The organism is Phormidium sp. CCY1219 (assembly GCF_035615515.1).
Classification (GTDB): domain Bacteria; phylum Cyanobacteriota; class Cyanobacteriia; order Cyanobacteriales; family Laspinemataceae; genus CCY1219.
On the sequence record NZ_JAJENT010000918.1, the window covers coordinates 31,235 to 47,117 of the forward strand.

A 15,883-nucleotide genomic window follows, 5' to 3' on the forward strand; every position below is an offset into this window, starting at 1 on the left:
CTGGGAGGGCGATCGCTCCCTTTTTTCTGCCTCAAATACTTACCACAAAGCCATTAATTCGTCAAGCTGAATTTGTCAGATTCCAGTTCTGAGATTCCCAATTTTCTTTAAACAGGAAAATTTCACTTTTGCAAACTTTTGTAAATAAACGATGACAGTTTCCCGAAGCGTCATGCATAACAGTAAAGAAGTCGGGCAATCAATGAGCTCGGCAATGAATGTAGCAATTAAAAACGCTTAAACAGTATGACAGTTATTCAGGGCACACCATTTGAAGATACTTTAACCGGAATGGGCGCGCCAGATTTTTTCTATGGGTGGCAAGGAAACGACGTTCTCGATGGTGAGTCAGGGGACGATATTCTCTATGGAGATAGTGGAAATGATACCCTCATCGGCGGACATGGCAATGATTTTCTCGGGGGTAGTGAAGGAAACGATCGCTTGCAGGGGGATGAGGGCAACGATATCGTTTATGGCGGTATGGGAGACGATCGCATGCTTGGCGGTTTGGGTAGCGATCGCCTAGTAGGAGATAGGGGAAACGATACCTTTCTCCTCGACTTCGGTAGCGATACCGTCACCGGAGGACAAGACCGAGACACCTACATCCTCGCCCCCACCCTCGGCGGCGATACCGAAGCACAAGCAGCGATCGTCACGGATTTTAATCCCTCCGAGGATAAACTGCAACTCACCGGCGGGTTAACCTTCGATCGCTTAAATATCTACCAAGGGAGTGGAGTTTATCGCAACCACACCATCGTTCAACACAAAGACACGAACCGATTTTTAGCGATTTTGCTCGATGTTTCTTCCCCCAGCATTCTGGAAGCGGGGGGAGGAAACCCCCCTGTAGAACCGCAAGTGCAAGTACAAGCGCCAGAAGAACCGGAAGCATCATTACCGGATCGGCCCATGTCCGACCCTGCCCCTTTGCAAGGGGAAACCCCCACCCCCCCACCGGCGGAACCAACTCCCAACCCCCCACCGGCGGAAGAAACGCCGCCTTCGGGGGAACAAACTCCCACCCCCCCACCGGCGGAAGAAACGCCGCCTTCGGGGGAACAAACTCACACCCCCCCACCGGCGGAAGAAACGCCTACCACGCCACCGGGGGAAGAAACGCCCGCAAACACTGCGCCGGAGAACATTCTGCTCTCGAATAGCTCTATTGCCGAAAAGAGTAGCGATGGTACGCCGATCGCCACTCTCGCCACCACCGATGCCGACTCTGAAGATACTCACACTTACCGATTAATCGACGATGCCGGTGGAAGCTTTGCCCTGGAAGAGAATCAACTTATCGTTGCCAATGGCGCGTTACTGGATTTTGAGACAAACCAGACGCACAGCATTACCGTACAAACCACCGACTCGGCGGGGAATACCTTCGAGAAATCCTTTACCATGAGTGTCACCGAGGTGAAAGAGACAATTCCCAATCGCGCGCCCACGGATATTGTGCTTTCCAAGGCCAGTATTGCCGAAAATAGTAGCGAAGGGACGGCAATCGGCACCCTGACCACCACCGACCCCGATGCGGGAGATACACATAGTTACTTATTGGTGGATAGCGCATCAGGTCGATTCGCGATCGCCGGAGACCAACTCACCGTTGCCAATAGTGAGGCATTGGATTTCGAGACCGCAACGAGCGATCGGATTGTAGTGAGAACCACTGATGCCGCAGGAGATACCTTTACCAAGACCCTAACCGTTGCGGTGGAGAATGCGAACGAAGCGCCTACAGATTTGTCGGTTTCTAATCTAGTGGTTAGGGAAGATAGTATCAACGGCAGCGCGATCGGCACCATCACGCCCACCGACCCCGATACCACCGATACCCATACCTACAGCTTGCTGGATAATGCCGAAGGTCGGTTTGCGATATCCGGCAATCAATTAACCGTAGCCGATGGGAGCTTACTGGACTACGAAACGGCGACCAGTCACGAGATCGTCATTCGCACGACAGATGCCGGGGGGAATCATTTCGAGCGCGCCTTTGCCGTCAGCGTTGGCGATGTGAGCGAAACCCTTCCCAACACCGCCCCCACGGACATTGCGATCGGCAATACAACGATTGCCGAAAATAGCGCAAACGGCACGGTAGTGGGAGACTTGACCACGGCAGATCCGAATGCCGGGGATACTCACAGTTACTCCCTAGTGGATGATGCGGGAGGACGGTTTGCGATTTCCGGGACGCAGATTGCCGTCGCGGATAGTAGCTTACTCGATTACGAAGCGGGAAACCAGAGCGAACTCACCATTCGCACCACCGATGCGCGCGGTTTGACCTTCGATAAAACCTTTGCCATATCCGTGACGGATCGGAATGAAGCGCCCACGGATCTGGCGGTGTCGAATACCGTAGTGGATGAGAATAGTGCCAATGGGACGGAAATCGGGACGATGACCACCACCGACCCCGATAGCGGCGACACCCACGCTTATTCGTTAGTGGATAATGCGGGAGGTCGGTTTGGGATAGTTGGCGATCGGATAACGGTGGCCGATGGGACGAGATTGGACTACGAAACCGAAAATCTTCATCAGATTGTTGTGCGAAGTACCGATGGGGCGGGTCAAACGGTGGATAAAGCCGTAACGATCGCCCTCAATAACCTCAACGAACCGCCGATCGCGATCGCCAATTCACCCCTGAGTGTGAATCGGTTGGCCACTGTCGGCATTGGCAATAATCTCCTGCAAGTCACCGATCCAGAGCAAAGTGCCACGCAACTGACCTATACTCTCGTCAATGCACCGACCAACGGACAACTGAAGTTAAACGGCACGCCGCTATTTGGCAACGATACTTTCACTCAGGCAGATATCGATAGCGATCGCCTAACTTACACCCACGGGATTCTGAAGCTCAGCCATAATTATACGAATGATACTGGAGAGGCGATATCCGGCTCGAACGCGGTCTGGTCTCGATATAATGGCGACAGTAGCGATATCATGTTCTACGACGGCAACACCGTCAAATCTATCTATCGCTACAATGACACTCACTCTCTCGATCCTCAGATTTCCGGCTCCAATGTGGTGTGGGAGGCTTATGATGGCAACGATTGGGAGATATTCTTCTACGATGGGAACGCCACCCGGCAAGTTACCGACAACACCACCGACGACCGATCGCCTCAAATCTCCGGCTCCAATCTAGTGTGGGAAGGCGTCGATGGTCTCGATCGCGAGATATTCTTCTACGACGGTAACGGCATTACCCAGCTTTCCGACAACCTCACGCCAGACTTCGATCCGACAATTTCTGGCTCTAACGTCGCCTGGGTGAGGCTGAATGGTCTCACCGAGGAGATATTTTTCTACGACGGGAATAGTAGCAGGAACATTTCCCAGAATCTGCTTGTTGCGGATAGGGTTCCCCAGATATCCGGTTCCAATGTGGTGTGGGAAACATCACAGCTCCTCGACAATGAGATCTCGTTCTACGATGGGAACGCCACCACTTTACTGACCAACAACCTCACCAATGACCAGTCTCCCCAGATATCCGGCTCCCAGGTGGTGTGGTACGGGCCTGGCGGTACCGACGGTGGCCTCGACAACGAGATATTCTTCTACGACGGCACCAGCGTTACCCAACTCACGACCAACGATACCGACGACTTCGATCCGCACATCTCCAACTCTAATGTGGTGTGGCACGGTTCCGGCGGGATCGACGGGGGTAGCGACAATGAGATATTCTTCTACGACGGCACCAACGTTACCCAACTCACAGCCAACGCCATGAATGACGATTATCCGCAACTCTCTGGCGCTAACGCGGTCTGGAGTGCTGACGATGGGGATTCTGAGATATTCTTCTCGCCGATGGCTGGAGCCTCCGCGAGCGATCGCTTTATCTTTTCCGTGTCCGATGGCGTAGGTGGAATGTTAGAGAATGCGGCATTTGACATCAATGTTATCTAGGGGCGTTATCGCCCAAAGCCACCGATAGGCAAAGTGCGAAAATTATATAAACCGCGCGATCGCCGCCAAGGGGATCATCCCCCGGGCGATCGCATCCCCGGCAAGTGAAGCGCAACCGCCAATCCCGATTGGCAAATGCATAAAACCCAATAAAAGTCAACCCCTCGGCCAGTAATTTTCTAGCAAGGGTCAGGACTAAACCACTACCCCTATCGTCTTAGTTAAAGTTATCCTAACATGAATAAAGCGCAAGCCCTGTATCGATAACCACCTTTCCTCCCTATGGCAACTGGCAATCTACCCGATTCCCAATCTACCCCCTCGGCGTCTAGCGAATCCATGCCGAGAATTGACCTATTGACCATGTTTCGCCTAGGCTTATTCCAGATGGGACTGGGGATAATGTCCCTATTAACCCTAGGCGTCATCAACCGGGTGATGATCGACGAACTGAAAGTCCCGGCATTCATTGCAGCAACCGCGATCGCCATGCACCAGTTTGTCAGTCCCGCCCGCATTTGGTTCGGTCAGATGTCCGACGCGAAACCCCTAGGGGGAAAGCATCGCACGGGTTACGTCTGGATTGGTGCCTTGCTGTTTACCTTCGTTGCCTTCTTCGCCGTGCAAGTGGTGTGGCAACTAGGCAACAGTTTAGATGCCACCGGGTGGAGTTCCCAAACAAGAGCCTGGGCCGCTGGACTCGGGGGTGTATTCGCCCTGTACGGTTTAGCCCTCAGTGCCAGTTCCACCCCCTTCGCCGCCCTCCTGGTGGATGTTTCCGACGAAGACAACCGGTCCAAACTGGTGGGCATCGTCTGGTCGATGCTGATGGTGGGCATTATCATCGGCGCGATAATCAGCAGTCGCTTGCTCGCGCAAATTGCCCTCGATACCCCGATCGCCACCCTACAGGCATCGGTGAATCGCCTATTCATCATCGTCCCCGCCCTCGTCCTCGCCCTAACCTTTGTCGCCACCGTCGGAGTAGAGGACAAATATTCTCGCTACGGCAAACGGTCCAAAATGGTTAACCGAGAAGACCAAATCACCTTGGGAAAAGCCCTGCGCGTCTTAACCGCCAGTCCGCAAACTGGGATTTTTTTCACCTTCCTGCTGGTAATGATCATCAGTTTATTTATGCAGGATGCAGTGATGGAACCTTATGGTGGGGAAGTCTTTGGCATGGCGCTTTCCGAAACCACCCAACTGAATGCCTTCTTCGGGATGGGCACCTTAATCGGCATTGGGTCCACCGGATTTTTAATCGTCCCGCGCCTGGGCAAGCAAAACACCACCAAATGGGGCTGTATTGCCGCCGCGATTTGTCTCGGTTTGATTATCCTGGCGGGATATAGCGCAATCCCGGGCATGTTAATGGGCAGCTTATTGCTCTACGGTTTAGCTTCTGGCATCATTACAACCGGAGCGATTAGCTTAATGCTGGATCTGACAGCAGCCGAAACTGCCGGAACCTTTATTGGGGCGTGGGGGTTAGCGCAGGCGATCGCTCGGGGACTATCCACCGTCACCGGTGGTGCAGTGTTAGACCTCGGTCGCGCCTTGTTTTCCGTACCCCTTCTCGCCTATGGGCTAGTCTTTACCACCCAAGCGGCGGGCATGATTGCGGCGGTGGTATTACTGCGGCGGGTGAACATCCGGGAATTCCGCGACAATGCCAAGCAAGCGATCGCCACGGTTATCGAAGGCGACTTAGAGTAAAATACCCACCCCTTTCCCCCAAACCGAAAAAAGTCTACTGTAGAGAAAACCGATGTCCCCGCCGAGATCGGTTTTCTCCCAGATTGATTAATGATAAACCCTAAACTCGAATCTCTAAAATCTAAATCTAATGACTGATTTTTGGGACAAAGTTTTAAACTTTGCAGAGACCACAGCTATCAAAGTCGGCAAAGATTTAATGGCCGATTTCGGTCAAGTGCAGGCATCCGAAAAACCCGATGGGAGCTTAATTACCCAATCCGATCTGTGGGCCGATCGCCAAATTATCGAAGCGATCGACGCTCGCTTCCCGGAACATGGCATCCTCAGCGAAGAAGCGGAACATGTGTTTCCCGATTCCGAATGGTGCTGGGTCATCGATCCCCTGGATGGCACCACCAACTTCGCCCGCCGGATTCCCATTTGGGCAGTTTCTATGGCCCTGTGCTACCGAGGCACCCCCGTTTTCGGGTACGTTCACGTACCGCCCCTGAGTCAATCGTTCCACGGATTTTGGTACGGCAATACCGGACTCACCGGACCTATGGGCGCATTTCTCAATCATCGCGCCATCCACAGCAGCGAGGAAGAACTCAGCGTCAATCACTTGTTCGGATTCTGTTCGCGCAGCATCCGCGCCTACCAGCATCCCTTTCCCTGCAAAATTCGCATGTTAGGCGTTGCCAGTTACAATTTTCTGACTGTCGCCGCCGGATTTAGCATCGGCGGCGTTGAAGGAACGCCGAAAATTTGGGATATTGCCGCCGTTTGGCCGATCGTCAAAGCATCCGGCGCGATCTGGCAACCCCTGGAATCTCAACCCCTGTTTCCCCTGAAGGTGGGGACGAATTACGAAAAGCGTCCCTTCCCCACCTTAGTTGTCGCCCGATCTGAGCAGTTGTCCGTGTTTCAACCCCTGGTGGAGTGTTTGCGTCAGGATTGAGGGTTAATTCTCGATCGCTTTTCTTGAACTTTAACTCGCGCCGCCAGCTTTCACCCCCAGTTAGTCGAGTTGCCAAACAAAATCGGCAATCGGTTTGTCCTGAGTCGATCGCATCTCCTCGGGGGCACTTAACAGGAGCGATCGCTGCACGAATGGACGCGAACCGCTTTGCCCGTTGAGCCGTCGTTCCACCCGACTGGGAATCCCATACCCATACAGGATATGACCTTGCCCCGCGATCGCCACCACCTGATAGTCGGGATTTTCGATCGCAAATCTGGCAATGGTTTCTGCCATCGTTTCGTCCCACAACACCTGGGCGAGAAAAAAGTTCTCGAAGTTGGCACTGGATCCGTGCCCCCCCTGCATGTGCTGTCGATACACCGCTAGCACCATTTCCCGATAATCGGCATTATCGGTGCGAATCTCCTCCACCGGCGGAATATGTTGCCGTTCCTCGGGCGTCAAGCTTGCCAATCCTTCCCGGGCGACTTTTCGCGTCACTTCCGTGGGCGTGTTGAGGGCCAAAACCGGCAGTTGATGTTCGCGGGCATACCGCAGGATCGGCGCATAGCTTTCCCAGGAAAAGCCCCACCGTTGTTCGTACTCGGTTTGCTCGATGAGCTGTTCTTCGCTAAGTTCCCCGCGCAAATAGGCATCGATCGCGCTTTGATAGGGGCGCTGAAACATTTCCATCGCGATCGCTACTTTCCCATTGTGTCGATGTAGGTGCTGAATAATCCTCAGTTGCGCTTCGCGATCTCCATCTCGGGTGTGGGTTTCCCCCAAATACACCACATCGGCTTTTTTCAGTTCTTCCAAGACCGCTTCCCGAGACGCAGACGCCACCGCAGGCATCTCTACCGATGGGAAGAGTCCGTCTATGCTTTCCGCGTAACTCGGCGCAGAACACAGTAACACCATCGCCACGGAACAGGCATACAGTTGGCTCAATTGGGTTTGTCTCATCGCTTTATTTTCCCCTAGGGTTCGCTACTGCAGTGTAGTTGGACTCCGTTAATTAATTATGAACCGTTGAACGATCGCGGGTTCGTCACCCTCCCCTCTGACTGTAGGGGGAGATTGTTAAAAAATGTTGCAATTTCACCGCCGACTACGTTAAGTTTAATTACAAAGACTTGATTTTTCACGAGGTTAACGAGTATGGAAACGCAAGAACCCAAATTTGGCTTTACTGACTTTGCCGAAACCTGGAACGGTCGCTTGGCGATGTTAGGTTTCACCATTGGCATCTTGACCGAACTGATGACCGGTCAAGGGATTTTATCCCAAATCGGCTTAATGTAATCCGATTGTGACATCTAAAACGCCGTTTTCACTAACTGACGCGATCGCGGGCATCGGGGTAACATTTTCCCCTGACCCCCGATCGCCGTCATTATTATACAGATGAAACGGTTTTACCCCCTCAGTCTTTGCAGTTGCCCCAGAGGAACCCTCCCCATGTCTCCACCCCCAACCCCCAACCAAACTCCCCCTCCGATGAACGCGATCGCCGCGATCGCCCTCGTCTTCTCCCCCCCTACAGACCCCAACACCTCCACCGTCGATCCGGTAGTCCCCACTTCCCTGCGCGTGGGTTTACTCGCCCTGGTCCTCGCCGCGATCGCCGAACTGTTCCTCGCCTAAATCCCATCGCAACGAAAATCACCCCCAACCCGCTATAATAGAGCAAAACAGCGGGTAAAATCGAGGGCATGAGGACTGAAGACGCACTGGGAATTATAGATAAAATTATCAAGCCCCAGAGATTAAATGACGTTCAAGAACTTGTCTTTTGCCAATCTTGGTGCGGCAAATCCTACCAAGAAATTGCCCTAGAAGGCGGTTATGACCCCGATTATATCAAAGATGTCGGCTCTAAACTGTGGCAACTGCTCTCCCAAGCCATCGGCGAACGAGTCACCAAGCGCAATCTACACGCAGTCCTCCGGCATTACACCGAACAGTGCGATCGCCCCGCCGACCCTCAACCCTGCCCCACCACCTCCCCGGGCACCCTTCATCCCCGTCAAGATTGCACGGAAGCCGTCAATATCTCCAAATTTTACGGACGTCACGAAGAACTCGCCACCGTAAAACGCTGGATCTTACAAGAGGACTGTGCCTTAATTGCCATTTTAGGCATGGGTGGAATGGGCAAAACCGCTTTTTCCGTCCAATTAGTCCAGCAGATTTCGCCTCAGTTTGACTGCGTGATTTGGCGCAGTCTTCGTCATGCACCCTCCCTGCGCGACACCCTCGCCAAGCTGATTCACTTTCTCTCCTACCAACCCGACACTCCTTTACCCAAATCAACCTCATTCCGAGTGGAAAAATTGCTGCACTATTTTCAGCAGCAGCGATGCTTGGTCATTTTCGATAATTTTGAATCCCTCTTTGAACCCCAAAAAATTTCTGCAGAAACCCCCCATTCTTTCCCCCTCGGCTGCTACCGCCAAGGATATGAAAGCTATGACGAAATTCTCCAACAAGTGGGAGAACTGGTTCATCCCAGTTGTCTGATAATCACCGCCCGAGAAAAACCCGAAACCATTGCCACCTTAGAAGGCAATACCTTACGGGTTCGGGTGCTGGAATTGACCGGATTAAGCGAAACCGCCGCCCAAAAACTCCTGCAAGATAAGGGACTGGCGATCGCCCCCGATCGCGCCAGAGAACTGGTGCAGTGCTATCACGGAAATCCACTGGCGCTCAAAAAAGCCGCCACCGCAATTTTAGAGCTATATGATGGCAGTTTAACTGACTTTTTAGCCGAAAAAAATCCCCTGTTACCGGGGATTAAAACCTTGCTCGACGAGCAATTTCAGCGCCTCTCGATGTTGGAAGCGAAAGTCATGTATTGGCTGGCGATCGCCCGCGAACCGATGTCTGTAACTGACTTGCTGGGGGATATCGTACCACCGGAATCGAAACCGAGGGTCATCGAGGCGCTGGAATTTTTGCGACGGCGATCGCTGATTGAAAAAACCACCACCGGCTTTACCCAAAGTGCCTTGGTAATAGAATACGTCACCAAACAACTCATCGAGATAATCTATGAAGAAATAGTAGACTTTCGTTATGCAAACCACCTCTACCTGAATCACTATGCCTTAATTCAAGCCAATGCCAAAGAGGATATCAAAACTGCTCAAATTCAGGCGATTTTAGACCCATTAGTAGAGCGTCTCCAAGCCACCTATCCCAGTCAAGAAGACTTAGCAGAACAATTAAACTTGATTTTAGTGAAACTGCGCGCAGAAATGCCGACTCCTGGCTATGGCGCGGGAAATATTCTCAATCTGTTGGCGAAACTGGACATCGATTTAACTGGGGCGGATTTTTCTGACCTGACAGTATGGCAAGCGGATCTGAGGGAAGTGCCGCTTCATGGGGTGAATTTTGCGGGTTCTAATCTGGCTAAATCGGTATTTTCGACAATTGCCGGACAGGTTGTTGCCGTGGCGGTGAACCGGGAGGGGGAATGGTTGGCCACGGGAGATACAAAGGGGATAATTTGTTTGTGGCGAGTGAAGGATCGGCAACCGATGCGGCATTGGAAAGGCCATGACCAGGCGATCGCCTCTTTGGCGTTTAGTGGCAATGGGCAGTGGTTGGCCAGTTGTGGCCGCGATCGCCAGGTGAAATTATGGCAAGTGGCCACGGGAAACTGTCTCCAGTCTTGGCTCACATTCACCGGGATGACGCCATCGGTGGCATTTAGCCGCGACGACCGCATCCTCGCGATCGCCCAGCCCGATAAAATTCTCGCCTGTTGGGATGTCTGTACCGGAGAACCCCTCTCCCCCCGAGTTTCCCCCCATCATCTGGCACTTAGCCTCGCCTTTAGTTTTTCTGCCTCCGACACTTATCCCCTAGGTATAAAATTCGACGGTTGGCTCACAAATAGACCAGACGCAAGCAGGCGCAACATGGAGACCCGTATTTATACAATAAGTGCTTCTGCCTTCAGCCAAGGGGGTGCAATCTGTATCGGCAGCACCGATGGCAAGATAAGCTTGGGGTCTGGTGGATTGACTAATTGTATCAATGCCAAGCAGGGAGACTGCCAGGGTGAGTCGGCGATCGGTTCAGACAGTCAGCAAAGCCGCGATCGCATCCTCGACCCCTCACAGCGATCGCAAAACCGGGAACCCGATACACCGATAAAACCCTGGCAGGCACATCGCGGATCGGTATCCTGCGTCGCCTGGAATGCCGATGGTTCCCTACTCGTCAGCAGCGGCGACGATCGCAGCCTGAAATTATGGGAAGTCTCCAGCGGGCAATGTGTGAAAAGCTTGACAGCCTATGACGACGGCTGGGAATCTCTGGCCGCCAGTCCCGACGGAAAATGGCTTGCCAGTGGCAGCGCGATCGCCCAGATTGCCCTGTGGAACCTGCAAACCGGCCAGTGTGCGAAAATCCTGCAAGCTCACCACGCGAAAGTGTCCGCCCTGGCGTTTAGCCCCGATGGAACACTCCTCGCCAGCAGCAGTGAAGACGCGGTGATTCAATTCTGGTCCGTGGGCGAATTTCAGCCAGTGAGAACCCTGCCTGGAGTGAACTATGCTCTGCGATCGCTCGCCTTTAGTCCCCATCCAACCCGATTCGCCTGTCCCGATCGCGATCGCACCCTGCGAATTTGGGACACTCGCAGCGATCGCTGCTGGAAAATCTTACCCGGTGACGGTTATCGCATCTTCGCCGTTGCCTGGAGTCCCGACGGTGCGATCGTTGCCAGTGCCAGCGACGCCCCCGCCATTACCTTATGGAATGTAGAAACCGGCGAATGTCTCCATACCTTGCACGGACATCTCAGCCTCATCCTCAGTCTTGCCTTTAGTCCCGATGGTAGGTTACTCGCGAGTGCCAGTCGCGATCGCACCCTCCGCGTCTGGAATGTCTCCACCGGCCAATGTTTCGACGCCTTGCACCGTCAGGAAACCGCCGTTTCTACCGTGGCATTCAGCCCCCAAGGCACCCGACTCGCCAGTGGCAGCAGTGAAGGCATCCTCAACCTTTGGAATCTCACCACCGGTGCATGTTCCCTCTCCATTCACGCCCATACCGATGCCATTACCTCCCTGACCTTTACTCCAGACGGTCACACCCTGATTACCGCCAGTCGCGACGCCACCATCCAATGCTGGAATTTAAACGCCACTCAAGAAACCCCCACCCCTGTACCCACCAGATCGTTCCGACTCCCTCGACTGTATGAGCAGATGAATATTGCCGGCGTCACTGGGTTGAGCGAAAGCACTCTCGCTATGTTAAAAGCCCTCGGCGCGAAAGGTTAATCCCTGGCGAAATGGCTTCCCGGAAACAATCCTCCCCTAGCGCACTTCATGGAGTCTGTTTGCCCCCGGAAAAACCGCCACGGATCCGCATCCCAGGAGAAAACCCTGCACTCTCTCCCTTGCGATCGCCATTCCCGAAACTTGTAATAAATTTACATAACTTTTCACCTTAGTTTATAAAACCTTACAAAACGTCATACAATCATCTGACTTTTTCTGACCTTTTCTCATCGCCACCCCTCTCAACCTCCGGTTAAGTTAAAGACACGGCCTGACTCCAGGCTTAACAAAATTGGGGCGAACCAGCGGAACATTCTTTTTCTCCCTTAACAATTTTTTCCCTAACTTTTCGCCCTATCCGGTAGCCCAAATATTTTCCAGCCACTAAATCTCTAGCAGGAAAACTCAGGGCTACCAAAGCAGTGTCTCCCGACTCTCAAAAGTCCCCGTATTTCTCTAAAATTAAACGGTTTATCCATAAAATGGGGCAACTTTTCCCAATTCATTCAGTTTTAAATCCAGAAAAAACCATGAGCTTTGCAATTTTTAACGAACAAGTTTACCTGCAAAACTACCCGGATGTAAAAGCCGCCGTAGATGCTGGCGTTTTCCCCTCTGGACTGAACCACTTTCAACAGTTTGGCTTAGCTGAAGGGCGGACAAGTGTTTCATCCCAATACGATGAAAGTGCCTATTTAGCCGCCAATCCCGATGTGGCGGCTGCTGTCCAAAATGGCATCCTAAATACCGGATTGGAACACTACATTTTTCTGGGAGAAGCCGAAGGACGTTCCCTGGGAACTGCACCCAGTGAAAATGCCGGCGCGGGTTTTAACGAACCAGCCTATTTAATCACCAATCCCGATGTGGCAAATGCCGTTTCAGCAGGCGTGTTTAGTTCCGGTTTGCAACATTACCAATCTTTTGGACAATTTGAAGGGCGATTGGGGTTGTTTACCGGAACTCCCGGAAGCGATCGCATCACTGGATTTGGTCAAGAAACCAGTATAAGTGGCGTTGGAGTGGAAGTCATTAGCGTCAGCAACCAAGATGCAATTCCCACCAGTTTGGGTGTCGGCGAAATCGATACCTTGATTGGCACAGAAGGGGAAGATAGCTTTTTTCTGGGGGTGGGAACCACTCCTTCTAACCCCACCGCTCAATCATTCTATCTCGGGAATGGAGATGCGGATTTCGCGCGGGTTCAAAACTTCGACCCGAATCGAGATTATATTCATTTAGCCGGGGATTTGAATGATTATCAATTTGAACCCAACAATGGAAGTTTAAATATTTCAAATGGCGGCGATTTAGTGGCGATCGTCGAAGGCGTCAGCGCTCTCGAAACAGACTATATTTCTCAGGAATATGGCATTTTTATCCTCAAGGGCAGCAGCAACATGCCTGACTCCGGAAATACGGGTTCTGGTTTCAACGAAGAAGTCTATTTACTAGCAAATCCCGATGTGGCAAATGCGGTTGAAACCGGCAATTTGAATTCCGGTTTGGAACACTATCAAGCGGTGGGACAATTTGAAGGGCGAGTCGCAGCGTTTACCGGAACTCCCGGAAACGATCGCATCACCGCATTTGGTCAAGGGGCGTTCGTTTCCGGCGTTGGAATCCAACTTTTGTCGGGTTCCATCGACAATATAGTTCCCACCAGTTTAGGTATTGGGGAAATGGATACGTTAATTGGTGGTAATGGACAGGATGCGTTTTATCTAGCGTTTGGACCTAGCCCTTCTAGCCCCGGAATTCAATCCTTGTATGTCGGAAATGGAGATGCGGATTTTGCGCGCATCGAAAACTTCGCTCCCACCGGAGATATTCTCTTTTTAGCCAGTGCTTTGAGCAATTATCAGTTGCAAGAAGTAAATGGCGGTTTAAATATTTCAACCCGTGGCGGAGATTTGGTAGCGATCGTGGAAGGAATCAGCGCTGTGGAGCTGCAAATGGGTAGTAATGTGTTTAGTTGGTAAGGAGGGAGTGAAAATAATTGGTTATTAGTCATTGGTCGTTGGTTAAGTTGGTGGGCTAAATAGTCCTTTTGCTGAAGTAGTAGGACATCCAAATAATGGGTCAATTTGCTTGGCACGACAGTTATTTTGTAGCTCAAACTACCCTACATTTTAGCGAGAGATTCAACGCCAGGAAAGGGGGAATTTAAAGAACGTTAAGCGATAGGAGTTTAAAGGGAAATGTTATATCGTCGGGTTTTAAAATCAATTGCAGCGATCGCGGTATGTGGGGCGATCGCACAGACACTCAGCGCACAGGCGATCGAAACGCTCTCCAGCGGACGTTCTACGCCAGGAACCCTGAATAGTACCCGTTCCCAACTCGTTCCCGACGGAAACGAACACCGACTCGCCAATGACTACAACTTTGTCGGTGAGCTGGGAGAGCAAATCACCATCGCGATCGAAGCGCAAGGGAATCTCGACCTCAAACTGGTAGTTTTCAATCCCTTAGACGAAATGGTGGTTAGCCAGTCGAACGACAATCTACTCAAACAAGGAATCACCTACACACTCCGCAGTGGGGGCACCTATCGAATTCGCGTCCTCGCCGAGAATAATCAAGGCAACTACACGATTAAAATAGAAGCCGCCAATCGCGACTCAGCCCGTGCGGATCTGGTCATGCGAGACTTGGGTTATACCCCCACGATTTGTAATGGAAATCCAGACCTTGCCGTTATCCAAATCGGAAGCGAAACCCGCTGTACCAGAGACGCCCAAGCAGGGGAATACCTTTACGATGAGACTGACAACAAAGCCTACCCGGTACAAGAGACAGAGACGCTCAAAGATACAATCGCGCGCGAGTTTGGCTTGCAGTGGGTTCCCTGTGGCGGACCGGGATTAGCCGAAATCTCCCTGGAAGGAGAAACCCTCTGTATCGGAAATTATCCCGCAGGAGAATATAGATATAATGTAGCAACCAACCGCTTAGATCCCGTTCAACCGGTCGATCGCAATGTGGCATTATTGCGCGAGTGGGGTTTAACCCCGACCCAGTGTGGCAACAACGTGGTATATATTTCCATCGACGGGAAACAATACTGTACCTTGCCCACCCAATGGTTAACCATCGGCACTTACCGCTACCTGCCCGCACAAGACCGACTCGAACCCTTATCCCAGCCATATAATCCGGACTACACCAATATCAATACCGAACCGCAACCGAACAATACTGGTTCGGGATTGTAAAGCAAGTTTCGATAACATGCAATCTCACAAATGTAAGGAGTTGACAGTATGAAAATCAACAAATTATCGGCAATCCTCGCCAGTCTGGTTGCCATGACCTGTACCGTGGGATTAGCCGCCACGGCGATCGCGCGACCCACAGTGGGAGGAGGAAATCAGCCCAATATGGGCGGCAACAATCCCGGAGGAAGCGTTCAACCGCCATCCGGGGGGAACACCAGTTTTCATTGCCTTCCACAAGGTGCGGGAAACTTTGCCACAGTAGGTCAACGTCCCGGGGGACAGCCAATCCCGTTAATCGTCTGGACGCCCCAAGGGTCGAGTTATTTTGGCGGACCTTATACCCCACAGAATCGCTGCCAAATCGTTTCGCAAAAATTGAATGCGGCGGTGATGGCAAATGGCGGTCGATTGCAAAACCTGTTGCTCACTAATGGGCCGGTGAATGGCCAAATCGTGATTTGTGCCTTGAGCGTCGGGCAAAACGCTTGCAATGGAAATAATATGCTGTTTACCCTGAAGCCAGAAAATGCCAACCGCGCCGGACAGATTCTCGGTCAACTGTTACAAATTAGTCAAGTGGGTAGCAGTGCGGGTGTTATTTACGAAACGGGTTTAGATAGCACTCAAACCTTTGTCGATTTAGGTGCATGGGAAGAAGCCACAATGGGAGGGAGTTACAACCAACCCATAGACGATTCCTATGAGCAACCGGAACCTAATGATGGCGGGGGTGTGTTATAGTA

The 15,883-nt window shown here is 52.0% G+C and carries 10 protein-coding genes; 9 read left to right on the plus strand and 1 reads right to left on the minus strand.

Going from position 1 to position 15,883, the window contains the following annotated elements:
* Positions 1-246: 246 nt before the first annotated feature.
* The 3 genes from LKK83_RS30095 to LKK83_RS30105 all read left to right on the plus strand — a co-directional run bounded on the left by LKK83_RS30095 (position 247) and on the right by LKK83_RS30105 (position 6,613).
* A complete protein-coding gene (locus LKK83_RS30095; protein WP_324635153.1) occupies positions 247-3,951 on the plus strand; it encodes a cadherin domain-containing protein in 3,705 nt (1,234 codons plus the stop codon).
* A gap of 282 nt (positions 3,952-4,233) precedes the next feature.
* A complete protein-coding gene (locus LKK83_RS30100) occupies positions 4,234-5,670 on the plus strand; it encodes a BCD family MFS transporter (protein ID WP_324635154.1) in 1,437 nt (478 codons plus the stop codon).
* 130 nt (positions 5,671-5,800) lie between these two features.
* The gene (locus LKK83_RS30105; protein WP_324635155.1) at positions 5,801-6,613 is read left to right on the plus strand and encodes an inositol monophosphatase family protein; all 813 of its coding nucleotides are present in this window, start codon (positions 5,801-5,803) and stop codon (positions 6,611-6,613) included.
* A gap of 60 nt (positions 6,614-6,673) precedes the next feature.
* On the opposite strand, the gene LKK83_RS30110 is transcribed toward LKK83_RS30105, so the two are convergent.
* Positions 6,674-7,582, minus strand: coding sequence for a ChaN family lipoprotein (locus LKK83_RS30110; RefSeq protein ID WP_324635156.1), 909 nt, complete (start codon positions 7,580-7,582; stop codon positions 6,674-6,676).
* Between the two features lie 195 nt (positions 7,583-7,777).
* Here LKK83_RS30110 and LKK83_RS30115 point away from each other — a divergent pair, with 195 nt between their 5' ends.
* The 6 genes from LKK83_RS30115 to LKK83_RS30140 all read left to right on the plus strand — a co-directional run bounded on the left by LKK83_RS30115 (position 7,778) and on the right by LKK83_RS30140 (position 15,881).
* A complete protein-coding gene (locus LKK83_RS30115) occupies positions 7,778-7,921 on the plus strand; it encodes a high light inducible protein (protein ID WP_324635157.1) in 144 nt (47 codons plus the stop codon).
* 156 nt (positions 7,922-8,077) lie between these two features.
* Positions 8,078-8,263: a hypothetical protein gene (locus LKK83_RS30120; RefSeq protein ID WP_324635158.1), complete on the plus strand. Its 186-nt coding sequence runs from the start codon at positions 8,078-8,080 to the stop codon at positions 8,261-8,263.
* Positions 8,264-8,331: 68 nt separating this feature from the next.
* Positions 8,332-11,919: an NB-ARC domain-containing protein gene (locus tag LKK83_RS30125; RefSeq protein WP_324635159.1), complete on the plus strand. Its 3,588-nt coding sequence runs from the start codon at positions 8,332-8,334 to the stop codon at positions 11,917-11,919.
* Positions 11,920-12,449: 530 nt separating this feature from the next.
* On the plus strand, positions 12,450-13,901 hold the full coding sequence (locus LKK83_RS30130; protein WP_324635160.1) for a hypothetical protein: 1,452 nt from the start codon (positions 12,450-12,452) through the stop codon (positions 13,899-13,901).
* A 219-nt stretch (positions 13,902-14,120) separates the two neighbouring features.
* On the plus strand, positions 14,121-15,137 hold the full coding sequence (locus LKK83_RS30135) for a hypothetical protein (RefSeq protein ID WP_324635161.1): 1,017 nt from the start codon (positions 14,121-14,123) through the stop codon (positions 15,135-15,137).
* A 48-nt stretch (positions 15,138-15,185) separates the two neighbouring features.
* The gene (locus tag LKK83_RS30140) at positions 15,186-15,881 is read left to right on the plus strand and encodes a COP23 domain-containing protein (protein ID WP_324635162.1); all 696 of its coding nucleotides are present in this window, start codon (positions 15,186-15,188) and stop codon (positions 15,879-15,881) included.
* Positions 15,882-15,883 lie beyond the last annotated feature (2 nt).

Coding starts and splice junctions, on each gene's coding strand:
- LKK83_RS30095 (WP_324635153.1), top strand. CDS start 247: ATGACAGTTATTCAGGGCACACCATTTGAAGATACTTTAACCGGAATG.
- LKK83_RS30100 (WP_324635154.1), top strand. CDS start 4,234: ATGGCAACTGGCAATCTACCCGATTCCCAATCTACCCCCTCGGCGTCT.
- LKK83_RS30105 (WP_324635155.1), top strand. CDS start 5,801: ATGACTGATTTTTGGGACAAAGTTTTAAACTTTGCAGAGACCACAGCT.
- LKK83_RS30110 (WP_324635156.1), bottom strand. CDS start 7,582: ATGAGACAAACCCAATTGAGCCAACTGTATGCCTGTTCCGTGGCGATG.
- LKK83_RS30115 (WP_324635157.1), top strand. CDS start 7,778: ATGGAAACGCAAGAACCCAAATTTGGCTTTACTGACTTTGCCGAAACC.
- LKK83_RS30120 (WP_324635158.1), top strand. CDS start 8,078: ATGTCTCCACCCCCAACCCCCAACCAAACTCCCCCTCCGATGAACGCG.
- LKK83_RS30125 (WP_324635159.1), top strand. CDS start 8,332: ATGAGGACTGAAGACGCACTGGGAATTATAGATAAAATTATCAAGCCC.
- LKK83_RS30130 (WP_324635160.1), top strand. CDS start 12,450: ATGAGCTTTGCAATTTTTAACGAACAAGTTTACCTGCAAAACTACCCG.
- LKK83_RS30135 (WP_324635161.1), top strand. CDS start 14,121: ATGTTATATCGTCGGGTTTTAAAATCAATTGCAGCGATCGCGGTATGT.
- LKK83_RS30140 (WP_324635162.1), top strand. CDS start 15,186: ATGAAAATCAACAAATTATCGGCAATCCTCGCCAGTCTGGTTGCCATG.